8 protein-coding genes (1 of these 8 running past the window's edge) are annotated in these 24500 nt (G+C 52.7%); all 8 read right to left on the reverse strand.

Annotated features, from left to right (window positions below; all coding sequences use genetic code 11):
• A protein-coding gene (locus tag CA51_RS06430; protein WP_145118862.1) for a Calx-beta domain-containing protein crosses the window boundary here: on the reverse strand, positions 1–15017 show its start. 15796 nt of this gene lie to the left of the window's left edge; 15017 of the gene's 30813 nt are visible here — the first part of the coding sequence; the start codon lies at positions 15015–15017; its stop codon lies off the left edge, out of view.
• Positions 15018–16068: 1051 nt separating this feature from the next.
• On the reverse strand, positions 16069–16302 hold the full coding sequence (locus tag CA51_RS06435) for a hypothetical protein (RefSeq protein WP_145118864.1): 234 nt from the start codon (positions 16300–16302) through the stop codon (positions 16069–16071).
• Between the two features lie 87 nt (positions 16303–16389).
• Positions 16390–17595 (reverse strand): DUF2130 domain-containing protein, encoded by a 1206-nt coding sequence (locus CA51_RS06440; protein ID WP_145118866.1) that lies wholly within the window; start codon positions 17593–17595, stop codon positions 16390–16392.
• A 142-nt stretch (positions 17596–17737) separates the two neighbouring features.
• Positions 17738–19918 carry a hypothetical protein gene (locus CA51_RS06445; protein ID WP_145118868.1) on the reverse strand — a complete coding sequence of 727 codons (2181 nt, stop codon included), beginning with the start codon at positions 19916–19918 and terminating at the stop codon, positions 17738–17740.
• Positions 19915–21684, reverse strand: a complete 1770-nt coding sequence (locus CA51_RS06450; RefSeq protein ID WP_145118870.1) for a YecA family protein — start codon at positions 21682–21684, stop codon at positions 19915–19917. Before CA51_RS06450 ends, CA51_RS06445 begins: the two co-directional genes overlap by 4 nt.
• A 410-nt stretch (positions 21685–22094) precedes the next feature.
• On the reverse strand, positions 22095–22301 hold the full coding sequence (locus CA51_RS06455; RefSeq protein WP_145118872.1) for a hypothetical protein: 207 nt from the start codon (positions 22299–22301) through the stop codon (positions 22095–22097).
• 87 nt (positions 22302–22388) lie between these two features.
• Positions 22389–23240, reverse strand: a complete 852-nt coding sequence (locus CA51_RS06460; RefSeq protein WP_145118874.1) for a CBS domain-containing protein — start codon at positions 23238–23240, stop codon at positions 22389–22391.
• 9 nt (positions 23241–23249) lie between these two features.
• Positions 23250–24458, reverse strand: coding sequence for a GmrSD restriction endonuclease domain-containing protein (locus tag CA51_RS06465; protein WP_145118876.1), 1209 nt, complete (start codon positions 24456–24458; stop codon positions 23250–23252).
• Positions 24459–24500: the final 42 nt, after the last annotated feature.

Genomic DNA, 24500 nt, shown 5'->3' on the forward strand with positions numbered 1-24500 from the left:
TCTCCTCCACGTGTCTCGATACGCATCCCTTCCACATCGACGCTCTGGAAGAAGGCGTAGTGTTGTAGGAAATCGCCTTCGCCGATTGTGTTGGCCGCGAACCGCTGGTTGTTGAGATCCCAGACCAAGCCCGTGAACTCGTAGCGAGCAAAGGTGGCGTTGTACCGCACCGCGACATGATCGGGGATCGGTCGGCCCTTGTCGTCAATGTCACCGCCAAGGTAGATGACTTGGTCGTACCCCTCTTGACCATCGAAACGGTCGGATTGCGAGGGAACGGTGTAGCGTTCTTCGGAAGTGCTGACGATCCGCTGTTGCCGTTTGTCTCGGGGCAACGAATCAGGGATGACTTGGAACAAGTCGTCGCCGGGACCACCCCACAATAAATCGCTTGCTTGGCGATCGCTTCCGCCGGAAAGCACGTCGTTGCCCTCGCCACCCAGAATCCAGTCTTCTCCACTGCCACCGCGCAGCCGGTCGTTGCCGGGACCGCCCAATATAATATCGCGGCGGCGACCTGCATCGCCCAGAGATTTATTGCCGTAGTCGAAAACTCGTTCGACGAGGTTCGCGGGTGTTTCATCAAGAACAATTTGCGCAGCGGCTCGCGCGGGATCGACGATCAATTGATAGATCGCGTAACGATCGGGATCGTTGTCCGCAGCCACAGTGTTCCACGACACATGCACGGCGTAATCGCCCGCAGGCAAATTCTGTAAGTCGACGACGGCATCAGATTGACCGCCTTGGCTGACCGAAGTGCTGATGATCGCGGCTGTCAAATTGTCTCCACCGCTAAGCCGGGCCAGTTCCAATCGCACGGGATCGCTGTTGTTGAACAGACTCAACACGATTTGAGTCACGCTGCGTTTTGCCGGATCGTCGAGCGTGAAGGCGTACCAGTCTTCATCGCTCTTGGACGACAACGACAGTCCGTTGACGACACGGACTTGCTCCAGGGTGGATGCGGTGGTCCGCTCGCTACGAATTTGCGTCAACCAAGTGGCATCGTTGACGTTGTTGTTGTCGGTCTTGACTGGTGTCACACCATTAACGCGACGTGCTCCGTTGGTTTCGGCCCAATCAACGCCTGAGAATTCGATCTCGTATTGCGTCGGCCCCAGTTCACTCTTCAATCGCAACCAAAATACGATTTCCTCGTCGCGTACTTTATCAGTGAGAGTCACCGACGGAGTCAGCGTTCCGAGTCTTTGTTCCAGTTGCAGTTTGACATTTTGTAAGCTCAAACGGCTCGACGAGCCAACTTGGAACCAGCCACCCAGTTCATGTGATTCGAGAACCGCCGTTTCCATTTTCTTGAAGTCGGGTTGAGCGTTGCCCAGCCAAACGCTTTGATCGGACGATGTGATTTGTGGCTCTGTTCCGGCCACTGGGGTTTCAATGTAAGAAAAATACAGTTCGGGAACGATTCCAGGGATCACCGACAATTCACTGATCGTGATATACCCGTCCAAGTCCGACATCGTAAAGGTGTAGATGTCTTCGTCTGCAACGCCGTCAATCGTCAGTCCTGTGTAAGCGGCTCCGGCAATCGTCGAGATCGGTGTGGTCGTCTCGGCCAGTCGATCACCACTGAATTGGAACGCGATGTCTTCGTTGCGGTTTTCGTCAAGATTTTCCGTTTGGTCGATCAAGATTGCGCGACCGGGCAGGATATCGACGTAGTCGTCACCGGCTCCGGCATCGATCCAAACACTCTTCACGACCGTGGGGCCGACAATGACCGTATCGTCACCACCGAGAGCGTCGATGATGATCGCTTGAAAATTGTCTTCGGGCGGTAGCAGATCAGCGATGTTTTCCAGTCCAGTCTCGATCCGCTGGGACGTTTGGCCCTCGCGGAAGCCTAACTCGTTTTTAGCAATGTTGTTGACGCCTTGGATCGTTAGCGGCACTGCTATGTCGGCCATCTCTGATCTTTTTTCGGCTTGCCCGTCGGCCAGTACCAATCGCAGCCGATACAGATTGTCACCACTGAGCGACGTGTCGTAGACGAAACTCTCGGCTTCGACGATTTCTCCTAGTCCAGCCAGTTCCAATGCGTTATTGACATCGAGGACCAAATCTTTCAGTGATTTGTTGTCACTGGTTTGACTGCGTTGGAGCGCGGAAACACCGGTTCGCGTATCGAGCCGTGGGACGACGACTTCGATCGGATCGGCATCAAATATCTTGAGGCTAAAGACTGCGTCGCCGGTCAGGCGACCGTTGAACGTATTCTGCGCCGCCGCTGCATCGGTAGTCGTCGTGGTTGCGATGGTATTCGCTGCTTGCGTTTGCCCCAACGCGAACCGCGAGTCATCTTCGAGTCCGGCACCGACGATCGCTTCGGCGTAGAACAAGTCACGTGGATTCCAGATTGGTTTTCCGTCCGCTCCCACCGCATCGTAAGACAGGCGAATTTGAGCATCAAAGGTGCTGTTGTCTTGGTTGGACGTGCGGCGAGTGATGAGGTGTCGTCCGCTGAGTAGTCCCGGTTCGGTGACGAAGTCGACATGAATTTCGTCTTCGAGATTGGTGCCTGAGTAATACCACACGAAACCCGTATCCTTGGCGTACTCTTTCCAGGCGTCGCCAGACAAACCTTCGTCCAGTTGCGAGAACGGTGTTCCGTCGCGACGGTACAAGCGATCGGGGCTGCCCAGCGGGGCACCGTTGCCGAACAGGAAGTCCAGTCCCGTGCCACCATACAATTCGTCTTGCTGGTTAAAGCCGCCCATGAACCGGTTCAAACCGGTTTCTTCAAGTGAAGCGACATTAGGGTCCAGCGACTCGCTAATTTGGCCCGTGATGTTGTCTCGACGAACCCCAAAGTTCTTGACGACAAAATCCGCGTCGTCGTCGGTACGCAGCCCGCCGATATCGATATGCCCCAGTTCGCCGGGGAAGTACGCTGGGTTTTCGGACCAAGCGAACATTTGGTTCGTGCCGGTGCCACCAATTAGATCATCGTTGCCTCGGCCCGCAAACAAGACATCGTGGTCGAGCGTTGATCCAACATTCGCACCCGAGTCGCCCCACAACCGATCATCGCCGCCGTAACCGAAGATCACGTCACTACCCGCACCACCATCGAGACGATCACGACCGTCGCTTCCGCGCAAGATGTCGTTGCCCGGACCACCTTGCAGGACTGCGACCCAATCATCGCTAGCCGCCGTCAACTGACTCGCATCGACCGGGTGAACTTGGTCAAACTCGATAATGTCGTTACCACCCAAGCCATCGATCTGAATTTGCTCGACCAGCGGTCGCCCTTGCGTATCCCGCCATTGTGCCAACACTTCACAGCGCCCATCGCCCATCACCATTGCTTCGCCACAACCGTTGACGCCAGGCGGAATCATCACGGACATGATGTTAAACGACTTCGCGTTGGCAGCGAACAGCGGTGTCTTGCCATCAACGCCAAACAGATTTCCTGTGACACTCGAAATTGAAAATTGTTGGCCCGCGTCGTCCGTCTCAGCGATCGGTCCAACAATGCCGATCAGATTGCCGAACCGTCGGAATAGATAGTCGTCTTTGGGTTTACCTTGATTGAGTGCTTCCAGCAGTCTGTCAATTTCAAAGGTGCCAGGAGTAGTTACAGCAAATACTTTTGGACTAGTGCCTGTCGCCGTTTTGATTGTAATTGTGATTGTGATACCGCCGACTGGCACGACGACTTGATTGGGCAGTTCGACCGCTCCGATAATCGACTGGCGTTGCTCCGCGACAGTGATGTAGTCAGCATTGTCCGACCCACGCACCAGCAACACATCCGTCGGATTCACACCGATCGGAACGCCCAAGTCACCATCAAACGAGTCACCGAAGAACTTGTAGTGGCTCGCGGTATCCAGCACCAATTGGTCGAGCCACTGTTCTCCGTATAGTGCATCGTACCCATCCTGGCCTTCGAGGATGTCGGAATCCGCTCCGCCATACAAACGGTCATTGCCGCCGCCGCCGAACAGATCATCCTCCCCCGAACCACCACTCAACAAGTCGTCACCACCGACCGTGTCCGCTTTATTGTTGTCTGCATAGTCCGGCCCATTGAGCCAATCGCCAAGAATGCGATCTTTACCACCGTCTCCGTAGAGCAATTCGCGGCGCACATTGCCGTAAAGAACGTCGCCATCCGGTCCACCGTGCAGTTCGTCGCCTAGCAATTGCACTTCGTCGCTAGTAATGTCAGCGGCTGTGTTGGCTGCCCAAGCATACAGATAATCGATCCCCGCTCCGCCCCACAGCGTCTGCCCCACCGTGATCGCGTCATTGGTGCCGATACCTTCATCACCGTAAACGTAATCCGTTCCGCCATCGCCGAAGACCAAGTCGATCCCGAATCCACCACGAACGATGTCATCGCCTTCGCCACCGCGAATGATATCGTTGCCTACACCACCGGTAACGAACGAATCATTCCCAGCACCCGCATCGACGTAGTCACTACCGTCCCCGCCATCAAGCAGTCGGTCATCGCCGCTTCCGCCGAACAACCAGTCGATGTCGTCACCACCTTCCAGTGAGTCGCGCCCATCATCGCTGCCACCGGGAACACTGCCATCCAGCGACCGTTGCTTGACCAACCTTGGCATCAGCGCAAATCCATCATTTGTAACGCCTTCGCGTTTCCGCTCTGCCAATTCAATCGGAAATTCAAAGCCTCCCGATTCTCGCAGCATCGCGGACGTCAACATCATGTTCTTATCGAACAATGTTGTGCCAAGCATTTCAACAAACGTAAACGCCGCATGGCCCCCGAACAGCAGATCGTTCCCTTTGCCTCCCTGAACTACATCGTCGCCCAAACCACCAACCAAAAAGTCGCGTCCGATACCACCGATCAGCGAATCGTTACCATCTTCCCCGAATAGATCATTGTCTCCATTCCCCCCCTCAATGCGATCGTCCCCGCTACCGCCGTAAACAATGTCACGTCCCTTGCCGGACGTGATAAAGTCGTTTCCTGCGTCCCCGTAGACCGTGTTATTACCATTGCCTGCGAAAACGTAGTCATCTCCACTGCCAGCTCGAATCAAATCATTCGATTCGCCCGCTTCAATGCGATCGTTCCCGTCGCCACCGTCGATGGTGAGGCTCTTTCCTGCGGCGGCATTTGACATCAAGACATCGTTGCCACTTCCCAAATAAACAACCCCTTCACCCGCAAATACATTGACCACGTCATCGCCCGGTCCTGCAACGACAAAGTCATCTCCATCACTTCCATAAATGCGATCCGAGGAGTCCGATGGTGCAAGCGACTGGTTAGTTGGAACTTTTTTATCGGTATTGATTAGGACGTAAAGCCGCTCCCACTCAGCAAAACTATTAAAGGTTACATCGGGTGTCGAATCAGAAGGCCAATCACCGATCAATACTTGTTTGGTCCCCTCGTTAGAAACCGCTTGGCCTACAATCGTTGCTGTATAGGCATAGAGCGTGTCTCGACCAGCACCTCCGATCAGCACATCGCTGCCCGCTTCCCCAAACAATTCGTCGCTATCGTTGCCGCCATCGATGAGATCGTCTCCTGTACCTCCGCGAATTTCATCGTCGCCGTCGCCGCCGAAGAGCATGTCGTTACCCTTCTGACCATCGATCGCATCCGCCCCACCGCCGCCGTGAACCCAGTCGGTGCCGAAACCGGCATTAATCACATCGCGGCCAGCAACTACCTTGAGAGTCTCGTAGGCTTTTCCGTCTGCATCTATTTGCGCTTTCGTGAATGGAGATTGACCTGGAATGTAACCCTGTGTTCCACCACCACCCTCGGGGGAGAGTCCATCACCAAGGATAGCGTCATTGCCTTCGCCACCGTCAATACGATCATTGCCAGCGCCGCCGACGATGACGTCGTTCCCCGCTTTGCCTAAAATCAAATCGTCGTCTGGGCCGCCGATAAGAGTGTCATTTCCTGGTCCGCCAGTGATCTTGTCATTTCCTGCACCGCCATCGAGATAGTTGACGCCGAGGCCACCGACCAGTGTGTCACGATCGCCCGTTGGACTAGATTTTTGCTCCACATTTTTGGCATATCCATAGAACGTAGAACTCCCTCCGCCGCCGTAGAACTCATCGTCGCCTGATCCCCCCCAAGCTGTCACGGGAGCCGTAACGTTTCGGGCAACGGTCAGAACATTCACTCCGTCCCCAAAGTGTGCCACGATACTGTTCACGTTGCTGATCGTTTGACTCGTTTCGAAGGCCGAAATCACATACTGACCAGCTTCCTTTCCGGCCTCGATACGAAACTTTTCTTCTTGATCACTGGCACCAACATTCAGTTGGAAAACACCGTTTCCAATATCACGTGCTAATTCGATCTCCTTCGCGCTGCACGAATGCGAATACTCAAGAAGCACGAGATTGACGAGGTCAGCATTGGTCTCAATGAATGTTTTGGAAATTTTTTTGAAACCAAGGTTAACGCTGCCCGTGACCTTTAATCCGGCAACAGCTTTCGCGGAAAGTTCGCCATGCAAGTCAAATATGCACTGCGGCCCCAGTTCAAATCGCTCAGTAAGCTCGTCTATCCGAACCTTGCCATCGTCATTTGGGTCGTGCAGGTTCAGATCGACAGTCGCAAAAATACCGCCACCGCCGTAGGGGGCAATCGTCAATTTGGCAACGCCGTAATTGATATTGAAATTCAAGGCTTGAGGCGTTTCGAGGGTGATGCTGCCAACGAGACGAACCTCAGGAAAGTCTTCGTTGGTGAGGCTATCCCTGTCTTGAATATAGAAACCGTTTAAAAGATCATCCGTTTCCTTCGATCTAGCGAAGTCAAAAAGACCTTGAGTGTCATAGCCAAATCGCAAGTCAATGAATGCGTCCAGTCGGCCGACTAGATCGGCCCAAACGAATGGTGGAAGCAAAGTCACAAGTTGCCGGTATTCAAATCCGACACTAAGGATCGGCATGTCATATTCCATTAGCGTCACGTCCTCGTGACCGAGGAAGATACGCATTATTTCCTTGATCGCCGAATCCTTCTCTAATAGCGGAAAACGGAAGCCTCGTTCACCACTCGGAAGCTTGTGCAGATCGGACACTCTTTTTTGCACGGGGGTTGGCAGACCGGCCATCGGGTCAGGTTGATTGTTATTGTCAGGCTGCCCCATCAGAACTGCAAACGCTGTATCAAATGGTGATTCACCGTTTGAGTCGAGCTTGTTGCTCAGTTTGTCTTTTGTGCTCGCGTCGCTGAAGTCCATATCCGAAAACGTGAATGATCCCAACGAAACTTTTCCACTCGCTGCAATGTCCGTTAACCGTGAAACGGTCTTGACTACCGAAATAAATGCCTTAGCAGTGTTGTAGGTTGACTCATCTATTCCATATCCCAACCCCTGTTGGCCCACCATGTAAGCCAAGTCAATGAGGTTGACAGGTTCGCCAGACAATTCAGAAATCACTGGAAGCGGAGCATCGAGCATGTCCACAAAATCTTTGATCGGATCAACGGCTTCCTTAATTCGATTGACTGACGGTCCAATAAGGTTTTTGATGAGTGTTCCAACATCGAGTTGAATGTTGTTAAACGCAATGTTTTGTTGGGCCAGGTCTCCGTCCTTCCATCGGATGTCCAATTCCGTCTCAATGCTCGGGAAGTTGCTACTGCTACCGACGGATGTGACAAGCGACAGCGTCAAATGACTGGCGTCGCCAATAGCAAACCCCGATGCACTCGCAGAAAGATCACCTAACGAGTTTCCCCCTACGTCGATCTGAAATCCACCCGAGAGCAATGAATCCTTGTCGGTCGCCGTCAATTGCAAGACACCAGCCAGATTGGCCGCTGCGTTTAATCCAGGCAACGTCGCAGTGAAGCCCACATGAATCGGACTCGACGCGATCGTAATTCCTTTCTCGACATCAGCGGTGACCGTGACAACCCAGTTCCAATCGAGATCGACCTTCACCTTGCCATCAACATTTAAGCCCAACGCATCGAGTCCAATGTCGATCGGTAATTCGGCGATGTTCTGTATTCCACCAAGCGGAAGCGTCAGGCTGACGGACTTTGTGCGAGTTGGGTCTTGCGTGTACTTCACATCGCTAGCACTGACAACACCACCTAAAGTTGGTGACTTCAGTATGTTTAACCCTGTTGGACCTAGTCGATCAAAGACTTTTTGTGGGATTTGATCCGCCAAACCGTCGATTGTGGCCAGCACGTCGGTGATGCCGTTACGAATCTGCTCGACAAACTTAATGCCATCGCTCAAATGGCCGCCGATGACAGGAATCCGCTCAAACAATTCCCTGTTATCGATTGCTAAGTCGACAACTTCCAAAACACCCATCCAGCCTTCGGAAAGGGTGGGTAGCATATCCACGGGGGTGGGAAGCGTTCCTGTTAACTCAAGCTCAATGTCGTTCAGGTTTTTGAAATCCGTCGGATTGATAATCAGGCTCGCAGGAGAGTCTGATGCGGGTAGGATTGGTAGTCGTGCTCCAATTTTTCCAGTCGACACGCCAGTAAAGTTTGCACCGCCCGAGGACGAAATTGCGACGTTCGCAAGATTTGTCGAGAGCGAAGTTCCCGGTACGCCCGTGCTACTGACCGCAATAAACGAGCCGACATTGGCATTGCTCGTCCCGAGCGTTCCATCACCAATGCTCGCAGACAGTGGGCCAACGACCGCTTTGAACTGCAACGCGTTACCGACGACTTTGAAGTTGGTGTCCAGTACCTTGCCTGGCTTTAATACGGCGGTAACTTTGTTCGACGCATCAAAACTGAGCGACATGTTGAGAGTCAAATCGGTTGATGCGAACGCATCAACGCGGCCACTACCGCGCGCGTCGAGGATTCTGTTCAATCCATCTGGCAATTGATCGTCGGTTAGCGTGAAATCAAAGTTAATTCCCGTCGCCGAATTTTTTGAGGTATCAAGCACCATGTCTTGTAGATTTAGCGACACGTCAAACTGTGATGTCGCGTCTTTGCCAATGTCGATTTGAAATAACTCATCATCCGCTGTAGTATTGGGAACCTTGAAGAACCTTGCGATGACAGTTTCAATCGCTTCTTCAGCCGCTTCGATCGACTCCCAAGTTGTATCCTTCACAGCGTCGATTACTTGCTGGAATTGATTGTCGAAGTTGAGCAGGTCACCAAGCCCGCTATTCAATCCCGGAATTTTCGCTGCCAACAGATCGTTGTTGCTTAGGTCGGCAATGAACGTCTTAATCTGATCGAGTAGCTTGTGGATTTGCACTGAATCGAAACCACCCAGGCCGAGTGTTGGCAACTCTCCAGGCTGGTAGCCGAACACCGGCACTGAGTCGAGTGTCGGCCAAGTGATCAAGATTCTTGGATCGGCGATCGCAGCAAGGGGATTGACTCCGGATACCGTTCCGCTTAGAGGCAGGTTAAGACTACCGCTCCCCGAAAGAGAAGGATTGAACCGAAAAATTGGGTTGGCAATCGCAGCTCCTTTGGCAGCAAGGTGTCGCCCTGCGCCTTCAAATAACTCTCGAAGCGTCACGCGTCCATCGAGATTCGGATCAAGCAACTCGATGTCAGCACCAACGTGTGCGGCCCCAGTGCCGTCCGTGATCTTGAATTGGACGATCCCGAGATTCGCTTTTGCCTCGATGTTTGTTGCGTTGAGGTCAATGCTCGACGTAATTTTTGGTGGAACTGATCCCGATGCGTCGATGAACGTTTGATCGGCCAGCGTCTTTCCGTGCAGCGGTAAGGTTTCTAACCTCAGTGCGTTTCCGTCTTCGTTCGAGTTCGATGTCAGCGACACTTCCTTGGCAAGCCCAAGCGTGAACGCGGCCGGTGACACACGCTTTCCATAAGTAAAAACCTGGAAATTCGGTATCCCTTCTGCCTCGACCGTGAACGGCGAATCACCCGACGAAAGATCGACGATGGTAAACCGGGTTGCTTTCGCTGTCGGGCGGTCAGCATCAGATGGTTCTACGTCGAACACAGGACGAAACGCGAGTCCATTGATCGCTCGATCGTATTCACTCGTGTTGAATCCAAGGGGAGAAGTTGGCTTGTTGAGAAGGATACTCCTAGTCGAGCCGTCCGATCGGTTCACAATCAGGGAAAGCGTACTGGAGGTAAACTCTGACTCCGCAATGGTCGCAGTGGCCAACGAAATCGGCTTGATCTTAAATGGCGACGCATCGCCGCCTGTCATATCGAACAAGCGTAGTGAGTACGTTGCTGGGTTGTACTTTGCTAGAAACGACGTCTCATCACCCAGGCCGGCTTTGGCAGCGGTCATTAGGCGAGTTTCAATACTTGCCGCAGAGATGTTCTTGCCCAAGTCCGTCAAGCTGACGTCAAAGGATCGCCCGTCACTCAATGTCACCATGAAGTCGGGAGCAGTAACGTATCCATTTGTACGAAGCCGCAGCAGGTTTTCTACTAAATTGGTGCTGCTGGTGAAATCCTCGGCGGGCGTGGCTCCTTTGCCAGGGTCGGATAAGTCAACACCGATGGTGAAATCGAATTGCGATTTCGCAGAGATCGTTGCGGTGGACTCTGTTGAAAATCCAGTCAACCCATGTGACGCATTGTTCTTGGCATCGACCTTCTTCTGGTCGTCCGGTATACCAAGAGTGAACTCTTTTTCGTTTGCCGCGTGATTGGTGCTACCTTGTAATTTGATCTTTAATGCTGAATCGACGTATGTGACTCCAGCAATCGGATTCGTAAGCGGATCGCTGCCCATGCCAACCCAAAGGTCTTGGATCGTCGGATAAATCGGGAGGCCATCTTCGTCGACAACACGTTTGGTGTACGCATTGCTCCAAGATTCCCCGAAGCCTAGTCCCTGACCAACTGTATTGGAGTCGGCGATCGGCAACTTCTTCGCTAACTCGCCTAGACCAGGCAGAGAGTCGAGCCATGAACCGAACTGAGTGAAACTGCTGCCCAGCGTTTCGGGTGTCAGATGGCGAAACGGGGTGTACTGGAACGCCGAATCAAGAACAACATCAATGCTTTCAAACGGACCATCAATGCGGGTATTGGAGAGGTTAATTTCTTGACGCTCGATCGCAGGGATTAAATCCGTGGTTCCAGCGTGCGTATCGCTAACCAGCAGTGTTCCGGAAATCGGTCTCTTGTTGTTCTTGGAAGTATCACCGAGAGACAAACGCGACTCAGGTGAACTTGTGAAGCCAGTTGCCTGTGAGAAGTCCTCCGGCTTATTTAAATTGATGGGAATCGTTTGGGTAAACTTAATGTCGTTGACGTCGTCGTCAAGCGAAAGTTTCAAAGCGCCAATCCGTCCTACTTCAGCGTCGGCGACTCCTGCCGCTGTGGCAATGATGCTTGGCAAGAGATTTAACTTTGTGAACTCTATTGAAAGGTCAGAACCGTTCAGTTTGACTCTGAACTCGGCGTCTATGTTTAGCTCAATGGACAAATCGGAGAGCGGTAAACGGAGCGAGATGGCGTCGTAATCGGCACGATTCGCTGCGCTGCTCTCCGACAGGTCAAGATGCAATCCTTGGATATCAATTAAAGACTCCGCTGGAATCAATGCCTTCGCAGTGTATGCAGTGCCAATCTTCGCGAAAGTGATTTCGTTGGTGGTGCCGATTAGTTCATCAGCATCTCTGACGACAGTACTAAGGGACGAATCAAATTCCGCAGCGAAGTCAAGCAGCAAGTCTTGCAATAAATTCAGTGAATCTACTTCCTTGTCGTTTGACCGTTTCAGTAACTCTCCCAAGGTCACCGAATCAAATGAACCGTCTTCCAACTTGATGGAAATTCCAGAAATTCCTCGTCGCAAATCAGGGACACTATTGAGTGAATCACCGCTGAAGTTTGGCACCAAAGAGAGAATCTGTTTTCCAACAACCCCTGAACCTTCGCTTCCGGCTACTGAAATCGGGTCATTTTCGCTCAAGAGATTGAAAGCATTGACGGCATTTAGCCAAAGCAGTGTCAGTCGATCCAATTCAGTGCCGCGCAGATTCGCAATAGTCAGATCATTAACTTCACTACGCTTTGTCAACTCGCTCGCTGTCGTTGCCTTGAATCGTCGTAGCGCATATTCCGTCTCCGCGCCGACTATTCCATCAACGGCCAACACCTTGTTGTTCTGCCCGGTAAAGCCGAAGTAGTTGAGTCGTTGCTGAAGACGCGCCGCCCCGATCCGATCAAGCTGACGCGCTAGGTTACCTTCTTGGTTCACAGCGACTCTGTAATCGCCCGATCCACTTTGTCCCGCTGCGATCACGACCTCCTGCGTCTTGTCACTCCCTTTCTGTCCAACGATAAGTGACCCTTGGAATCCTCGGAACCGAGCTCCAGCCACAGAAGGTATCTCGTCCACGGATAAGCCATCGAGGGTGGACGGTGCGAGCCAGAAGCCTTCAACGATTGAATCTGCGGTTCCATTCGCTTCATCGAACAGAATTCGTCCCAGCATCTGACTAGGATTGCCAAGTCCGGTGCTATAGACAATATCCGCCCTATCCCATCGCCCGTTCACAGGGACAACTCGCAACTCGCGAATCGTCGTATCGGCGGGCAAGTTCAATCCAAAAGAGCCTTCGACACCAAGGTTTAGTGTGCCACGGGTGATAGCGTTTCCACCGGTCTCGGAAATCTGTTTTTGCAATGCCGACAGATCGACGTAGAAAACGTCGCCTGTCAAACCACCGGCATTTAGTCGCAGCCCATCGACCCCCAGGGAGACATTCCCAGGCTCTCCGATTAGTTCAAACTGAATCGAGCCGACTTGATTGCGGAGATTGGACGGCAAAGCGATGCTACGTTTGCCGATCAGTTCACCATCTTCGAGTTGCGAAGCAAGCAGCCGAAGAGGAATCGAATCAACAACTTGATCGCCGAAGGAAACCTGAAGCCTCGCAGCATTACCGAAAACAGGTTGTTTGGCTGTAGTCAACTCCGTCAACGAATCAAAGCGATAGGTGAAATCGATAAGGCCAGTGTCGGCTGGCACGTAAACGCGGTTATATGACGCTGATTTTGCGGTGCTACCTAAATTAAGGAAGTAATCAAGACCGTCGGTCGTTACTGGCTTTGCAGAAGTATCCTTTCCAAAACCAGTCCAGCCAGCAACTGCTCGAGAAACAGAAGCTGGCGCAACTGAACCGTGTGTAACCACCGCAGCGGATATAGGCGAAAGTCGACTGCCCCACTGAAGTTCTGATTGCATCCCGATATCAGATAGCATCGCCGAATCCAACGCCGTCGGATATAGAAGGTCTTCGGTAGCACTAGTTGCGGAGTACGGTTCCAAGAAGGATGCCATCAAGACTTTTGACGATTTTCCGAATTCAGATTGCACGACATGAACAAAGTCACTGCCTCGGCCTTTACCGATGGTCAGACCCACCGTGAAGTTTCCATTCGCAAGGTATGCATTAGATCCCGAGAACTCCGGAGAATTGAAAGCCGGGAAGTCGATCAGGGTATCCAGCGATGTACTAAAAACAGACGAGGGCGTTGACGGTATGAATGTGACCGTTCCGAATTCCATCTGCGTACTCAATCGAGGTGCCGTGGTACTGGACTGAACGTAGCTGCTAATGAAACCTAGTCCGTGGAAAAGCTCATGTTGAATTAGAGTGATAAGATCCAACTGTCCTGCTACTAGGCCGCCACGACGTTCGAGTCCAGAGGCATCGACGAAGAATCTGTCACCAAGCTTTTCACCATTCAAACCCTCTGTGTCAAAAATTGTTAAAGTAATGTCAGCCGTCGAGCCATTCGGATCATTGCCCGTACGCGATTCAAAGAGTGTACCCGCTTCATAATTTCCAGTCGCACCAGCGGACTGTTTTAGGACGTAACTGTTCGCACCAGCGTTCGCATAAAACGTCGGGTCAAGAGTTGGTGCCAGAACGATTTCGACGTCTAACATTCCCAATCCTGGGATCAATGGACTGAGAATAAGATTTGCCGCATCAAAAGCGGCCTCAATACCGGGCAATTTGGCAAGGATCTCCGGGGAATAGTCTGGAGCGAATCGCAGTGGGCTACTAACGTTCGAGTAGACTTGTTTGGCTAATCCACTGCCGAAGTTGTCGTCAGGACGTAAGGCAAAATTGCCTCGAGCTATTCGAGAGAACTGATAGCCAGAACTTGTCGTTGCAACGACAGATGGCAAATAAGAGTTTCGCCACACGCTTTCGTGGAGTGAAACTTCTGTTCCAGATATTTCAACCAGCGTGTTGAATGCGCCGGGAATTGGTCGGCCTTGGGCTTCGTTACCAGACGTGCTCTGGTAGATTGTATCTGCGAATGCAACGTTGTTCCAAAGTGACGCTTTGACGGAATTTCCTGCGAGGAACTCATCTCCAATGAATGTCGGCTGATCGAAGTCATGAGGATCAAGGTATGTGAGGTGGTCGACGGGGATTTTATATTGAGCGAGTCGCTCAACCGCTTCGCTCGTGACGATTGCACCTGTGCCGTGGCCGATGAAGTGCATTGGTAGATTCTGGCCACCTGCCAGTTCAGTTACTCCGAGTTGTACCAGCATCGTGAATAGCGATTCGCCAGCCGCCTCAACCCAGTCGGTCGACAATTTGTTTGGCTCAACAAACCAATCGAAAAGAAGGACTAGCTCTCCGCTCTTGCCTTTGAGCGTTTGAGGCAAATCGTAGGAGCGATTCGCGTCGCTTGGCGTCGGATCGACAAACGCCTGGACAAGCGACTTGTCCATATCAACATCGACGATCCACGCATCGTTCCCCGTTTCCAATTCAGCTCGATCATTGATCGCGAGTGCCAAATCGAGAAGCGTGTCTCCGCCCAGTTTTCGGTCGTCTTCAAACCCATGCGTGATGATGGTAACGCCCGTGATCTGTTCGGCGCTACGGACTCGCGTGACAGCGTCTTCGATGCTGATCAAGCCCGCCGGTGCAACGGCCAGCAGTCGTCGGTCTTCGAGCATCTCGAAGAGCATTCGTCGCTTGGACGGCTTGCCCGATTTGCGGTGGCGGGCTCTGGATCGCGCAGAGGATTTGTTTGACTTGGAGTGATTCATGAACGTTGCCCTAAACGCTGTTGATGCGGCGTTTGCTTACTGCGAAAGGTTGGTCAGGACTGACCGGCAACGTGATGACGTGAAGGTGGATTCCGCCCAGAGGACGCCCTTGACTCTTCCATAAGCACTGGCTACCGCAGACGAATCAACGACACGCTCCATGCCGCAAGTGATCCTGCTTTATCCGGCCGGGCCCCCCAGCGGAACCGGAAGTTTACATACCTCCAAGTTGCAGCACAACTGTTTGGAGTGCATTCCCAACGCATCTAGGGGGGGGGGGCTGCGTCTCCCCCCAGCGACCGCAATCCCCCTGCTTCACGAACAATTCTGCGTTCGAATGGCTGCAAAATCAGCTACCACCGACGCAAACGCGATGACTAAACTAACACAGTCATCGCTACCAGTTGCTCGGCTTAAGGCGCCAACCGGGGCGGTCCAGATCTGGGGCCATGGTTGCTCTGGCGTCGAGCACGCTGGCAATGAATGTCGGCGGGAATGGTTTGGCAAAAATTACATCGAGGAGTTAAAGCCGCCTGAGCCACACGACCGGCGAAGGTGGTAACCCAGCGAAGAACAGTTGGCCGCCGATGCGGAAGGCCGACAGGGTAATGCCCAAGAGATAGACGTGCCACAAACAGGCCAACAACGAGAGCCGACGCCATCATGGCAGCTCTAGCGTCACCACTGTAAAAGCGTGATGGCGGTGGTCCTACCCATTGTTAGCTGGGTGTGTGAGCCGATTCTTCCTCGCGGTCCGCCCAGAAAACGTTTCTTCACAAACGCAGCACCAGCAACACCTTAGAGTCCGTCCTGGGCACGGTGTTGGCATGTTTCGAGGGGACTGGCATAGTCCGTTTTTGTGACCGACTGGCGCTAATGCGGCATGTAGACAAAGACATCTCGGGAGTGTCTGGAGATTCAGGAAGGGGGGGCCGGGTGACAAGCAGCCCGTGGACGGTCTGTCGGAGTTTGGGAGAAGGTCCAGACCAAGATGAACGACCGGGAACTTCGTCCGAAAACGAATCGGGGCGAGGCTCACTGGTTGGCATGTCTACTTTATTGTCACAAGTGCGGCGAAAAAATTTGGGGCGACAAAGCCTGTTAAAGGGATATCTGCAAAACCTGCAAGGTGAACGGCAAGGAGAACGAAACCGGCTGTCAATGCTTTCGGTTTCTCAACGCTGAAATCGAGGCGCATGCGGAATGATACTTCCTGCTCCATCGAGGCAACTGCCAGGCATGCAAATAGAAGAACGATGTATCCGGTGATGTTAAGAAGCGTCAAGGTCGTACCAATCGACTTGGAGATAGTTTGGTTGTAAAGAGCCCGACTCGAAGTCGGGTAAAAATGAACCGACTGGTCGGCCAGTGCCTAGGCACTGACCTGCGGGACCGAAACATCCGAGTACTCGATTGCAGGGGTCGCAAGTCCTTCGATCGCCGGCATCGACGAACCGATGATGCCTTGCAGATCACCATATAATCCCGCGGTGTTCAGTAACGCCCTTTGCAATTGCTTTTCACGCTTCGACCAAATCCGTTGCATGGATCGTCGTTCCGATTCCAAGTCGGTCTGCATTGTTACGAACGCCTCAACCACCCCCTCAACCCGTTGCTGAAACTCTCGTCCTGCCAGATAGTTGTAGACAAGCTCCATCTTTTCGTTTTGCCCTTGCACGGCCAACTTGCTCTTTCCGAGCTCAACAAGGCCAACACGGAGAGCAGTCGCGAGCCCGGCAACGGAGGGCCAATTACAAACCCAAACTCCGTCGATCAAACCGAAGTTGCGGATGCCCGGCGGCAGAACCTCAGTGACAATCACAACGCAGCCTGCGCGTGCTGCCCGCTGATCGTCACGTGCTTTGGCAAGCCAAGCGTTGCTCCATTTCTTGGTGCGTTTTGACTCCCATAGCATTTCGCCGCAACCCAAGCCGCTTGTATCGTAGACCCTTTGAATTGCGTCGCCACCATGAACGCCCTTCGCAACCGGTTCAATGGAATCCGCCGAAAACAACGTGCTTAACAGATCCTCGAGTGCAAGCTCCTGAACTTCGCCTTGAAGTTGCTGCGATCCCTGCTCGACTTTGCGCTGCAGTTCCTTAAGTCTTGCTGCCATCTCAGCAATTGTTTTGTCTTTTTCGGCTTGCCTCAGCTGATGGGCTTCGTCCAATTGCAACTTCGTCTCTTCAACAATTTTGTTCCGCTCGTCATCCAATTGACGAGCGACTTCCAGCTTCAACGATTCCTTCTCCGACTGAAGCTGGCGCTGCTGTTTACGCAGTTCCAACTCGTTTGTGCGGGCGGTGTCGAGGGTTTCGGCCAGTTCCTTCAGTTGTGCGTCACGATCAGCAATCTCAACCGCGACCGCAGCAGCAGCCTTTTGATTTGCCTCGGCCAGCAACGAGACTCGCTGCTCGTCAACACGCAATTGGATCTGTTCAGCCAGCGTCTCTCGCTGTTTGTCTAGCGCCTCCCGCTGTAGAGCAACTTCGTTCTGTTGGTTTTCGAGTTGACGCCGAAGTTTCGTAGCTTCGGCACCAAGTTCACCACGGATCTGAGAGGCGACCTGCGTACGCATCAATTCGGTAAGTTCGATTTCGTGATTGCAATTGGGGCAGGAAAGTGTGTTCTTCAAGGGCTTTCTTCTCGCTAGGGTTGAGTTAGTCAGTGTTGACACTCTTGCCTAACGAACCAAATCAAATCCTGTCCGGACAATATTTCTAATATCCAACAATTCGTCCCATTGCGAGTAGCTTACCGGCATCGAGCCCCGACTTCGCTTGCTCGTTCAGATGACTCTGCCAACCTGTCAAGATTTCATGGAGTTTTGGCTGCCCGCCAGAAATGTTATTAGCAACGGCGGCAATCATAGCGGTTACCGCAAGACTCTTCTTTTCGCCGAAGATTAACTTTTCAGCCGTCTTCCTGTCTGACTTCGCAAGCAAGCCAGCGCATTGGAGGTGAGCCGCAATTTGAATCAACTGGAAAATGGGCCGGGGCTTCACTTCGACAAGTCGTCGCAAGCGTCCAACACATTCAACAGTTCTCGTGGAATCGCCCGCTCCCGCAATCGCCACCGAAACATGACGCAATATTCCGTGAGCTGGGTAAAAGGGATGGTCGCCAATACACCATGGGGTGTACTGAGTCTTCGTGCGGTGAAACGCTGAAACGAAAGCGTTTGATTCGTCGCGTTGCATGGCGGCAGCAGACATCGCACCGATTCGACTCCAGTGAAGCAGCGCGAACCCTTTCCCGACATCATCCGGCGTGGACTGGATATACTCTGCGATTGAGTCATGTGAAAAATCACTCAGCCCGAGGCTCTTCGCAAGAAACTCTCTCGCCAAATCCCACTGCCCGGCGACGGTTTCAAGCTCCGAGCGGTATTGCCATTGACGTGCCCGATCGCCGTCGTGCTGGAATTCGCTGATCGCCTGGTCGCTGATCGCTCGACAACGATCGAGGTCGCCTTGGGATCCCAGCATCAACCCGATCTCGCTCTGCAGTTGAGTGCCCAACGCTCGCGCACGTAGATCCGACAGCACCTTTTCCGGGAAAACCCCTTCGAACGCCTCTGAAAAAAAGCCATCAAGTTGCTGGTAATACCCGACAACTGCTGCCATGCGGTCCGCTGCAGATTGATGATCGAAGCAATCATTTTGATGGACGGCTTTCACAATGAACGCGAACATCAAATCTCCAGCGAACTCCCACCGTGAAGACAACTTAGGTACAAGCGCTTCGACTTGCTCTGCATAAACACGCCCCGCTATCGTGTTGGCATCGTGATTACATGCCGTCAACGCCCAGGTGTCCGTCAGCAACCGCAACCAATCCGCGGGCCAGTCCAACGACGCCTCCCGATTGCACAATGCGTTCTGCATCCATCGGCAGCAGCGAAGAGAGCTATCAAGATCATGACGTTGTTCAGCGACTTGGTTCAGCCAACCAGCGATGATCTGAAATTGAGGCTTTTGCGTGACCGGCGGAAGCATCTCCAATGCCGAAACAACTTCACTGGCCAACGACTCGTATCGCTCAAGCGTCTTCTTTTCGATGCCATCCGTTGTTGCCCGCTCGGCAAGAGCGATCAAAGCAGAGCCATGAGATTCACGACGGACTAGGTCGCGAACACGGGTGATTGTTTCGTCACATGAAAATGACCAGTTGAAGCTGGCAAGTGTTGATCGCATCGCCTGGCTTGCCTCCGGGTGTTTAGCCAGGGGACGAAAGTCATCGTGACTGGTGTAACTGATTACATCGGCAAGCTGCAATCTTCGATCTTCCCGCGCCGACCGAATCTGAAAACCGCTCACTTGCCACCGGAATCGCGAAGCCTTGAAACCGTTCGCCAGGGCAGCCCTCGCGAATACATCGTGGATTTTTTCGAGATAGGCCTTCGCGTCCAGAGTTGCGATTCCCGTCTTCTCATCGTCTTCCGTCACGAGGGTCGCGGCAAAGACGTTCAAGGAAACCTGAGCGACTCCTTCCGCTTCGAGTTGCTGGCATACACGCACCAGCAATTCGGCAAGAATGTTGCAGTAGGTCGCAACGCGATCACCGAAGGAAACCTCTTCCGCGTTGACCAACCGCACGGGCTGGATCTTCTTCGACAAGAGCGACTGGCACAACGAATGAACGAGCCGCGGGAAGCCAGGGCTGCCGCTGTGCTGATTCGCATGAAATCTCGGCGTGTACTCGATCGCACCTGCCGCGCATGCAGATTTTAGAATGGAGCCCGCATTCCCACTGGTGATCGTCCCTGCCGGGCAGACTACCCCAGCGATCTGGCTCGGGAATTTGCGATCGCCGCTGTTCTCGTGCCGCCCCCGCTCTTTGACATTCGTCGAGGTCTCCAAAAACAGCCCACTCTCGTCGAGGAAAATGTCGTAGTTCATGGCTTTGGTTTCTCCTCCGACTCGCGGAGTTCCGATTTCAGTTCTTCGAGCTTTTCATGGACGCAGTAGCGAGGGTAATGCATAAAGTCGAGGATGCGGATGGCCAGCAATCGGCCAGCAACGGCATGTTCGTAATCCATCGGCTTATCGTGCGAGGCTGCGTTGCGAAACAATTGGATCGAACGTTCAGAAAGGACGTTCTGCGAAAAGGCGCTCCGCATGTCTGCGTAATTGTCGGGCTCACTTTTGATCCAACGAAATTCCGACAGGCGTTCACTAACATGCTGAACCGCGTGCCGACGAATAGACGAAGCAGAAACGATTTTTCTGCGAATGTCTGCCATGCACTTTTCGATTAACAGTAGCATGTCGTTTAATGTCATCCGGCGGCGACTATCAGGATCAGCCAACTTCAGAACAAACAACTTCAGCCTTTCTTTTTTACGTGGAGAAAGCGTTTGTACGTACTTACGATCAGCGTCAACCCAATCTGGATTTTCATCGATCAACGCGCCGAGTGGATCAACTAGCTTACGCCGAAGTATGCTCTCGATCGCTCTCCACCATTGCGAACATGCCATCGAGTAGTCATCCGTGATGCAAGTGACGAAACCTGTGTCGCCGTTACGGATGAAGTCTCGTTCGCGCGCTGCAAGGAGGCAAAACCAAGGGTGTCGCATCTGGAAGTGTTCTAGCGAAAGCCAAGGTTCAGTCGCTCCCGCGACATATCCTGATCGCCCAGGAAATATGTTCGCCTCATCATTTCTATAGTCTTTTAACCCAAACGAATCAATCAATAACTCGGTCACGACATCCCGCTCTGGAAATCCATTGTCGGCGCAGAAGCGATGCAAAACTCCTTCCTTGTTATCCACAAGTTGGCAGTATGAAGTGAGAAGCTGTTCGTCGAATATTGATTTGTTCTGGCGTTTCCAAGCTGATTGGCAACAGTTGTCCAATTCCATGAAGTCGTGGTAGATGTTCGCAATTCGCGTCCAGAACAACTTGGGTGCGGCTAGTCGTCTAAGCAGCTTTGCAAGTGAAATTAGATCATCGACCCGCCGGTAAACGTACTTCCATCCAAGACAACAACACACGAGCTTTCGGGCCAGATCTTCACGATCGGTATGATCCAGCAGCCACTTGGCAACCAGAAGTGCGGCGGTTGGATGCGCAGCGGGAACCATCCATAGATTCTCAGCGATTCGTTGGAAGACTTCTTCAATACGCTCAATTTTATCAACAGCCGTTAGATGGCTATTGTTGAGCTGAAACCAGAGCGCCTCCACTGGATATAGCGACTCGATTCGTTCAACCTGATCTCGCCCTTTACTCCAGCACGCTTCCGAAATCAACAACGACACTGGTTTAGCCAGCCCAGCACTTGCAAGATGAACACTCTCGTAAAGCCAGAGGGGCATGGCCCCGCGTCGATTCAGTTCGTGACACAGCTCAATCGACTCTTCATATTGACCTAGCTGATATGCATTCCAAGCTATACGCGATAGAAGAGGAGTTGCTGCCTCAAGCGGGTAAGGGAAGCCATTCGTGCGGCGATGACCGTCCGCGGAAACATCTAGGAACGCGATCTTTCGAGCTCCATTATCGCCAATGATTTGAGCACTGCCGCCGTTGCCTGTATCGTCAACCAGTTTAGGATGGTCGCGTTCCGTTGCTTCCCTGATCTTTGCTGACCGCAAGCAACACCGTTTGTACTTCTTGCCTGATCCACAGGGGCATATGTCGTTTCGTCTGGGGTGAGTCATCGTCAACTACCCCAAGAATAACCGAAGAACACTGCCCAGCGGCGAAGCAGCCGGCCGACGACGGTTTGTCTGGCGGCCTTTGTGCGATCGTGCCGAACTCGTCCGCTGGCCCTTTTTGTTGCGTGTGCCGGCGATCTCGCCGCCGCACAGTACCGTCACGGCCGCTTCCAGTCCCGACAATTCGCGCCCCGACCACCAGCGACCGCAACCGCGGCACTGAACATTGGATTTGCCGTGTCCGATATGGAAACGGCGTCCGCAAACGCAATTTACTTGTCTAGCGATGATAGTGTCTCCTGAAAGGGTTAATTTTGCCACGCGAACGGATCAGCAAGGGGGTACTCGTTTCGCCGGTCTCTCGATCACGCTTCAGGTTGTAATTAACGATCGTCGCGGCAAAGTGTCCGAGGTTATCCTTCGGTTTCGTCGCTAAACGCTTTCTCCAGTCGCGGCAACTTCGTCTGGCCGTTGCGAGTGGCGCGGTAAAGCCCGCCTCCGATCAGCAGAGGAGCACCGCCGGTCGCCAGGATGACGGCAGAGGTTCCTGCCGCAGCAGTCGACATTCCGACGACAGCGAACGTCGCCCCGCCGGCTGTGATGGTGAGTTGTGGTGTCACGATGAGTCGTTTCTCCGAGGGAAAAAGTCATTTGCAGTCGCGTAACGCTGCCGCTCGTAATGTGTCCTGGATTCTGCTCAACAAATGTCAACACGCACCATCCACGCCATTCTCCTGAATGAGTGTCACTGACTTTCGGACCATCTCTCGCAAATCGTGCATACGTCGTTGAAAGACTGCCACTTCCGCATGCCCGTTCAGGAGCGATCGCACTGGATGCATGGCAGCGTTGCGAAGCTCGACCAGGTGGTTGGTCTTTTTCTTGAATTCGGACTTCGACATCGCGAACAGATTTAGAAGCCTCTCCTGCTTGGGCCAGATGTTCAGCAGATCCGAAAGTTCTAGCCCTTCTACGGGCGATAGCTCGATATTCTGGCGTCTGCCATATTCGTGACGTCCGAGCACTTGAACCTGACGGTGTTGTGCAAGCGACTCAATCCAACTCATGTCATCCGGCTGGTTCATCGTTAGCAACTCAGCGAGCGACATCTCAAGTGCCGAAGTCCATAGATAACAGAACAAACGAACCGCTTGGCGGTTTAGATCGGCGTAGTGCAATAAACCAGCAAATCCACCGGACTCGGCGTCGAAGACGATACAACAAGGCGATCGAACAAGGCACTCGATAGCTTCCAGCATGCTCTCGCTACTGAGAATCGAATCGAGTGTCGACAGTGGCGAGAAAATGTCAGCAATCTGACCATCACCACTATTCGGAATTCGATCCCGAAAAAGCATTCCAGCTAGCGTTCCCTGATGGATAACCGGCAGCTGATCGAACGTCGCGCCCATTTTCTCGAGCGCATGTGCAAGGCTGTCTGCAGGGCTTGCAACAACCAACTGGTCCACAGGCGTCATGATCATCCCGGCAATGATATGTTCAGCAAATTTGGGAAGCTGTCCGTTGAGCATCACCGATGACAAGCGAGGAGTTGACATGGCCATCGCTTACAAAACCTGCCCAACGGGACTGGCTCCCTTCTTCGTATTGCATTTGCTACACGCAAGCCACCCATTGTCGACTGTTGTCGGCCCCCCTTGGCTGTGCGCGACCACATGGTCAGCATGAAAATCATCCCATGGCACGTCAGAACCGCAGTACTTGCAAGCGCCGCCATCACGACGAAAGATCACAAGCCGTTGAGTCGCATCGAATCCTCGCTGCGAGTCTAGTGGAATCAAATCTGGCACGAATGCGTGAAAATCACGCAGCAACATCTCATGGCGGTATGCGATCGCCTCTTCACCGTCGGAAGACTTCGATGTGTGCCTTTCGTAATTCAGAAAGTCGCTGTCGTTTTTTGCCGATCGGCGTCGATGCTCAAAGTCCAACAAGAAACTCTTGAACGCATCCTCCTTGCCTGACAGATTGTATTCCTCCATCAGTTGTGAGAGCAGCAAATAGATGGACACCGAAAGCCCTCGCTTGAGTTCATGCGTTTTTTCGGGGAAACACGCATGCATGTAGTCGAATACCTTTTTCGACTTCTTCGCAACTTTTCCGTTGTCGCTAAACGATTGATGCTCCGTGTACATCCCGTTTAGGCGACTGTCGCGAATGTTCGTCGCCTTGCCTTCGATTTCCAACAAAACACATTGAGCAGCCAACTGTTGATGCTGCATCCGTCCATCCGTGAATGCGACCGAACCAAAGAAGGGGTGCTTTGCGAGTGTCGCACAAAAGTCGCGCATGTCACTTGCCATTGCATTGCGTTTCTCCGCGGCGTTCAATGGCTTGCCGTTCTGCAATCGACAGAACATTTCACGAATTTCAGCATCGCTCGCGTCTCGAATGATTACGACGCTGAAGTTGAACATGTCGAAGATCTGGCGTGTCTCCATCTCCAGCTGATCGTACCGCTGTCCACCAAGATCCGGTGTAAAGTCCTTGTTCAACGCGTATTCGTTCGCATAAAAGTCCCAAATCGCTCTCATGCGCTGCTGCCCATCGACGGCTTCGTACTTAAAGTCGCTACCGTCAGCCGTTTTTCGCAAATACAACTTTGGAATATCCATTCCCTGATAGATGCTATCCATCAGTAGCTGCTGCTGCTTGCGATTCCAAACGGAATAACGCTGATACTCGGGCGTCGGATTGATGTTGTTCTTGTTGTGAATGAGACCGATAAGTGGCCAGATTTCGTTGTTAAGTTCCATAGTTGCTTGTTATCTCGCCTAAGTTGAAGTGTTGTTCGTTAG

The organism is Rosistilla oblonga (assembly GCF_007751715.1).
GTDB lineage: Bacteria > Planctomycetota > Planctomycetia > Pirellulales > Pirellulaceae > Rosistilla > Rosistilla oblonga.

Bases quoted from the DNA above. Each gene is read 5' to 3' on its own strand.
- CA51_RS06450 (WP_145118870.1), bottom strand. From the start codon at position 21,684: ATGACTCACCCCAGACGAAACGACATATGCCCCTGTGGATCAGGCAAG.
- CA51_RS06465 (WP_145118876.1), bottom strand. From the start codon at position 24,458: ATGGAACTTAACAACGAAATCTGGCCACTTATCGGTCTCATTCACAAC.
- CA51_RS06460 (WP_145118874.1), bottom strand. From the start codon at position 23,240: ATGTCAACTCCTCGCTTGTCATCGGTGATGCTCAACGGACAGCTTCCC.
- CA51_RS06440 (WP_145118866.1), bottom strand. From the start codon at position 17,595: ATGCGTACGCAGGTCGCCTCTCAGATCCGTGGTGAACTTGGTGCCGAA.
- CA51_RS06445 (WP_145118868.1), bottom strand. From the start codon at position 19,918: ATGAACTACGACATTTTCCTCGACGAGAGTGGGCTGTTTTTGGAGACC.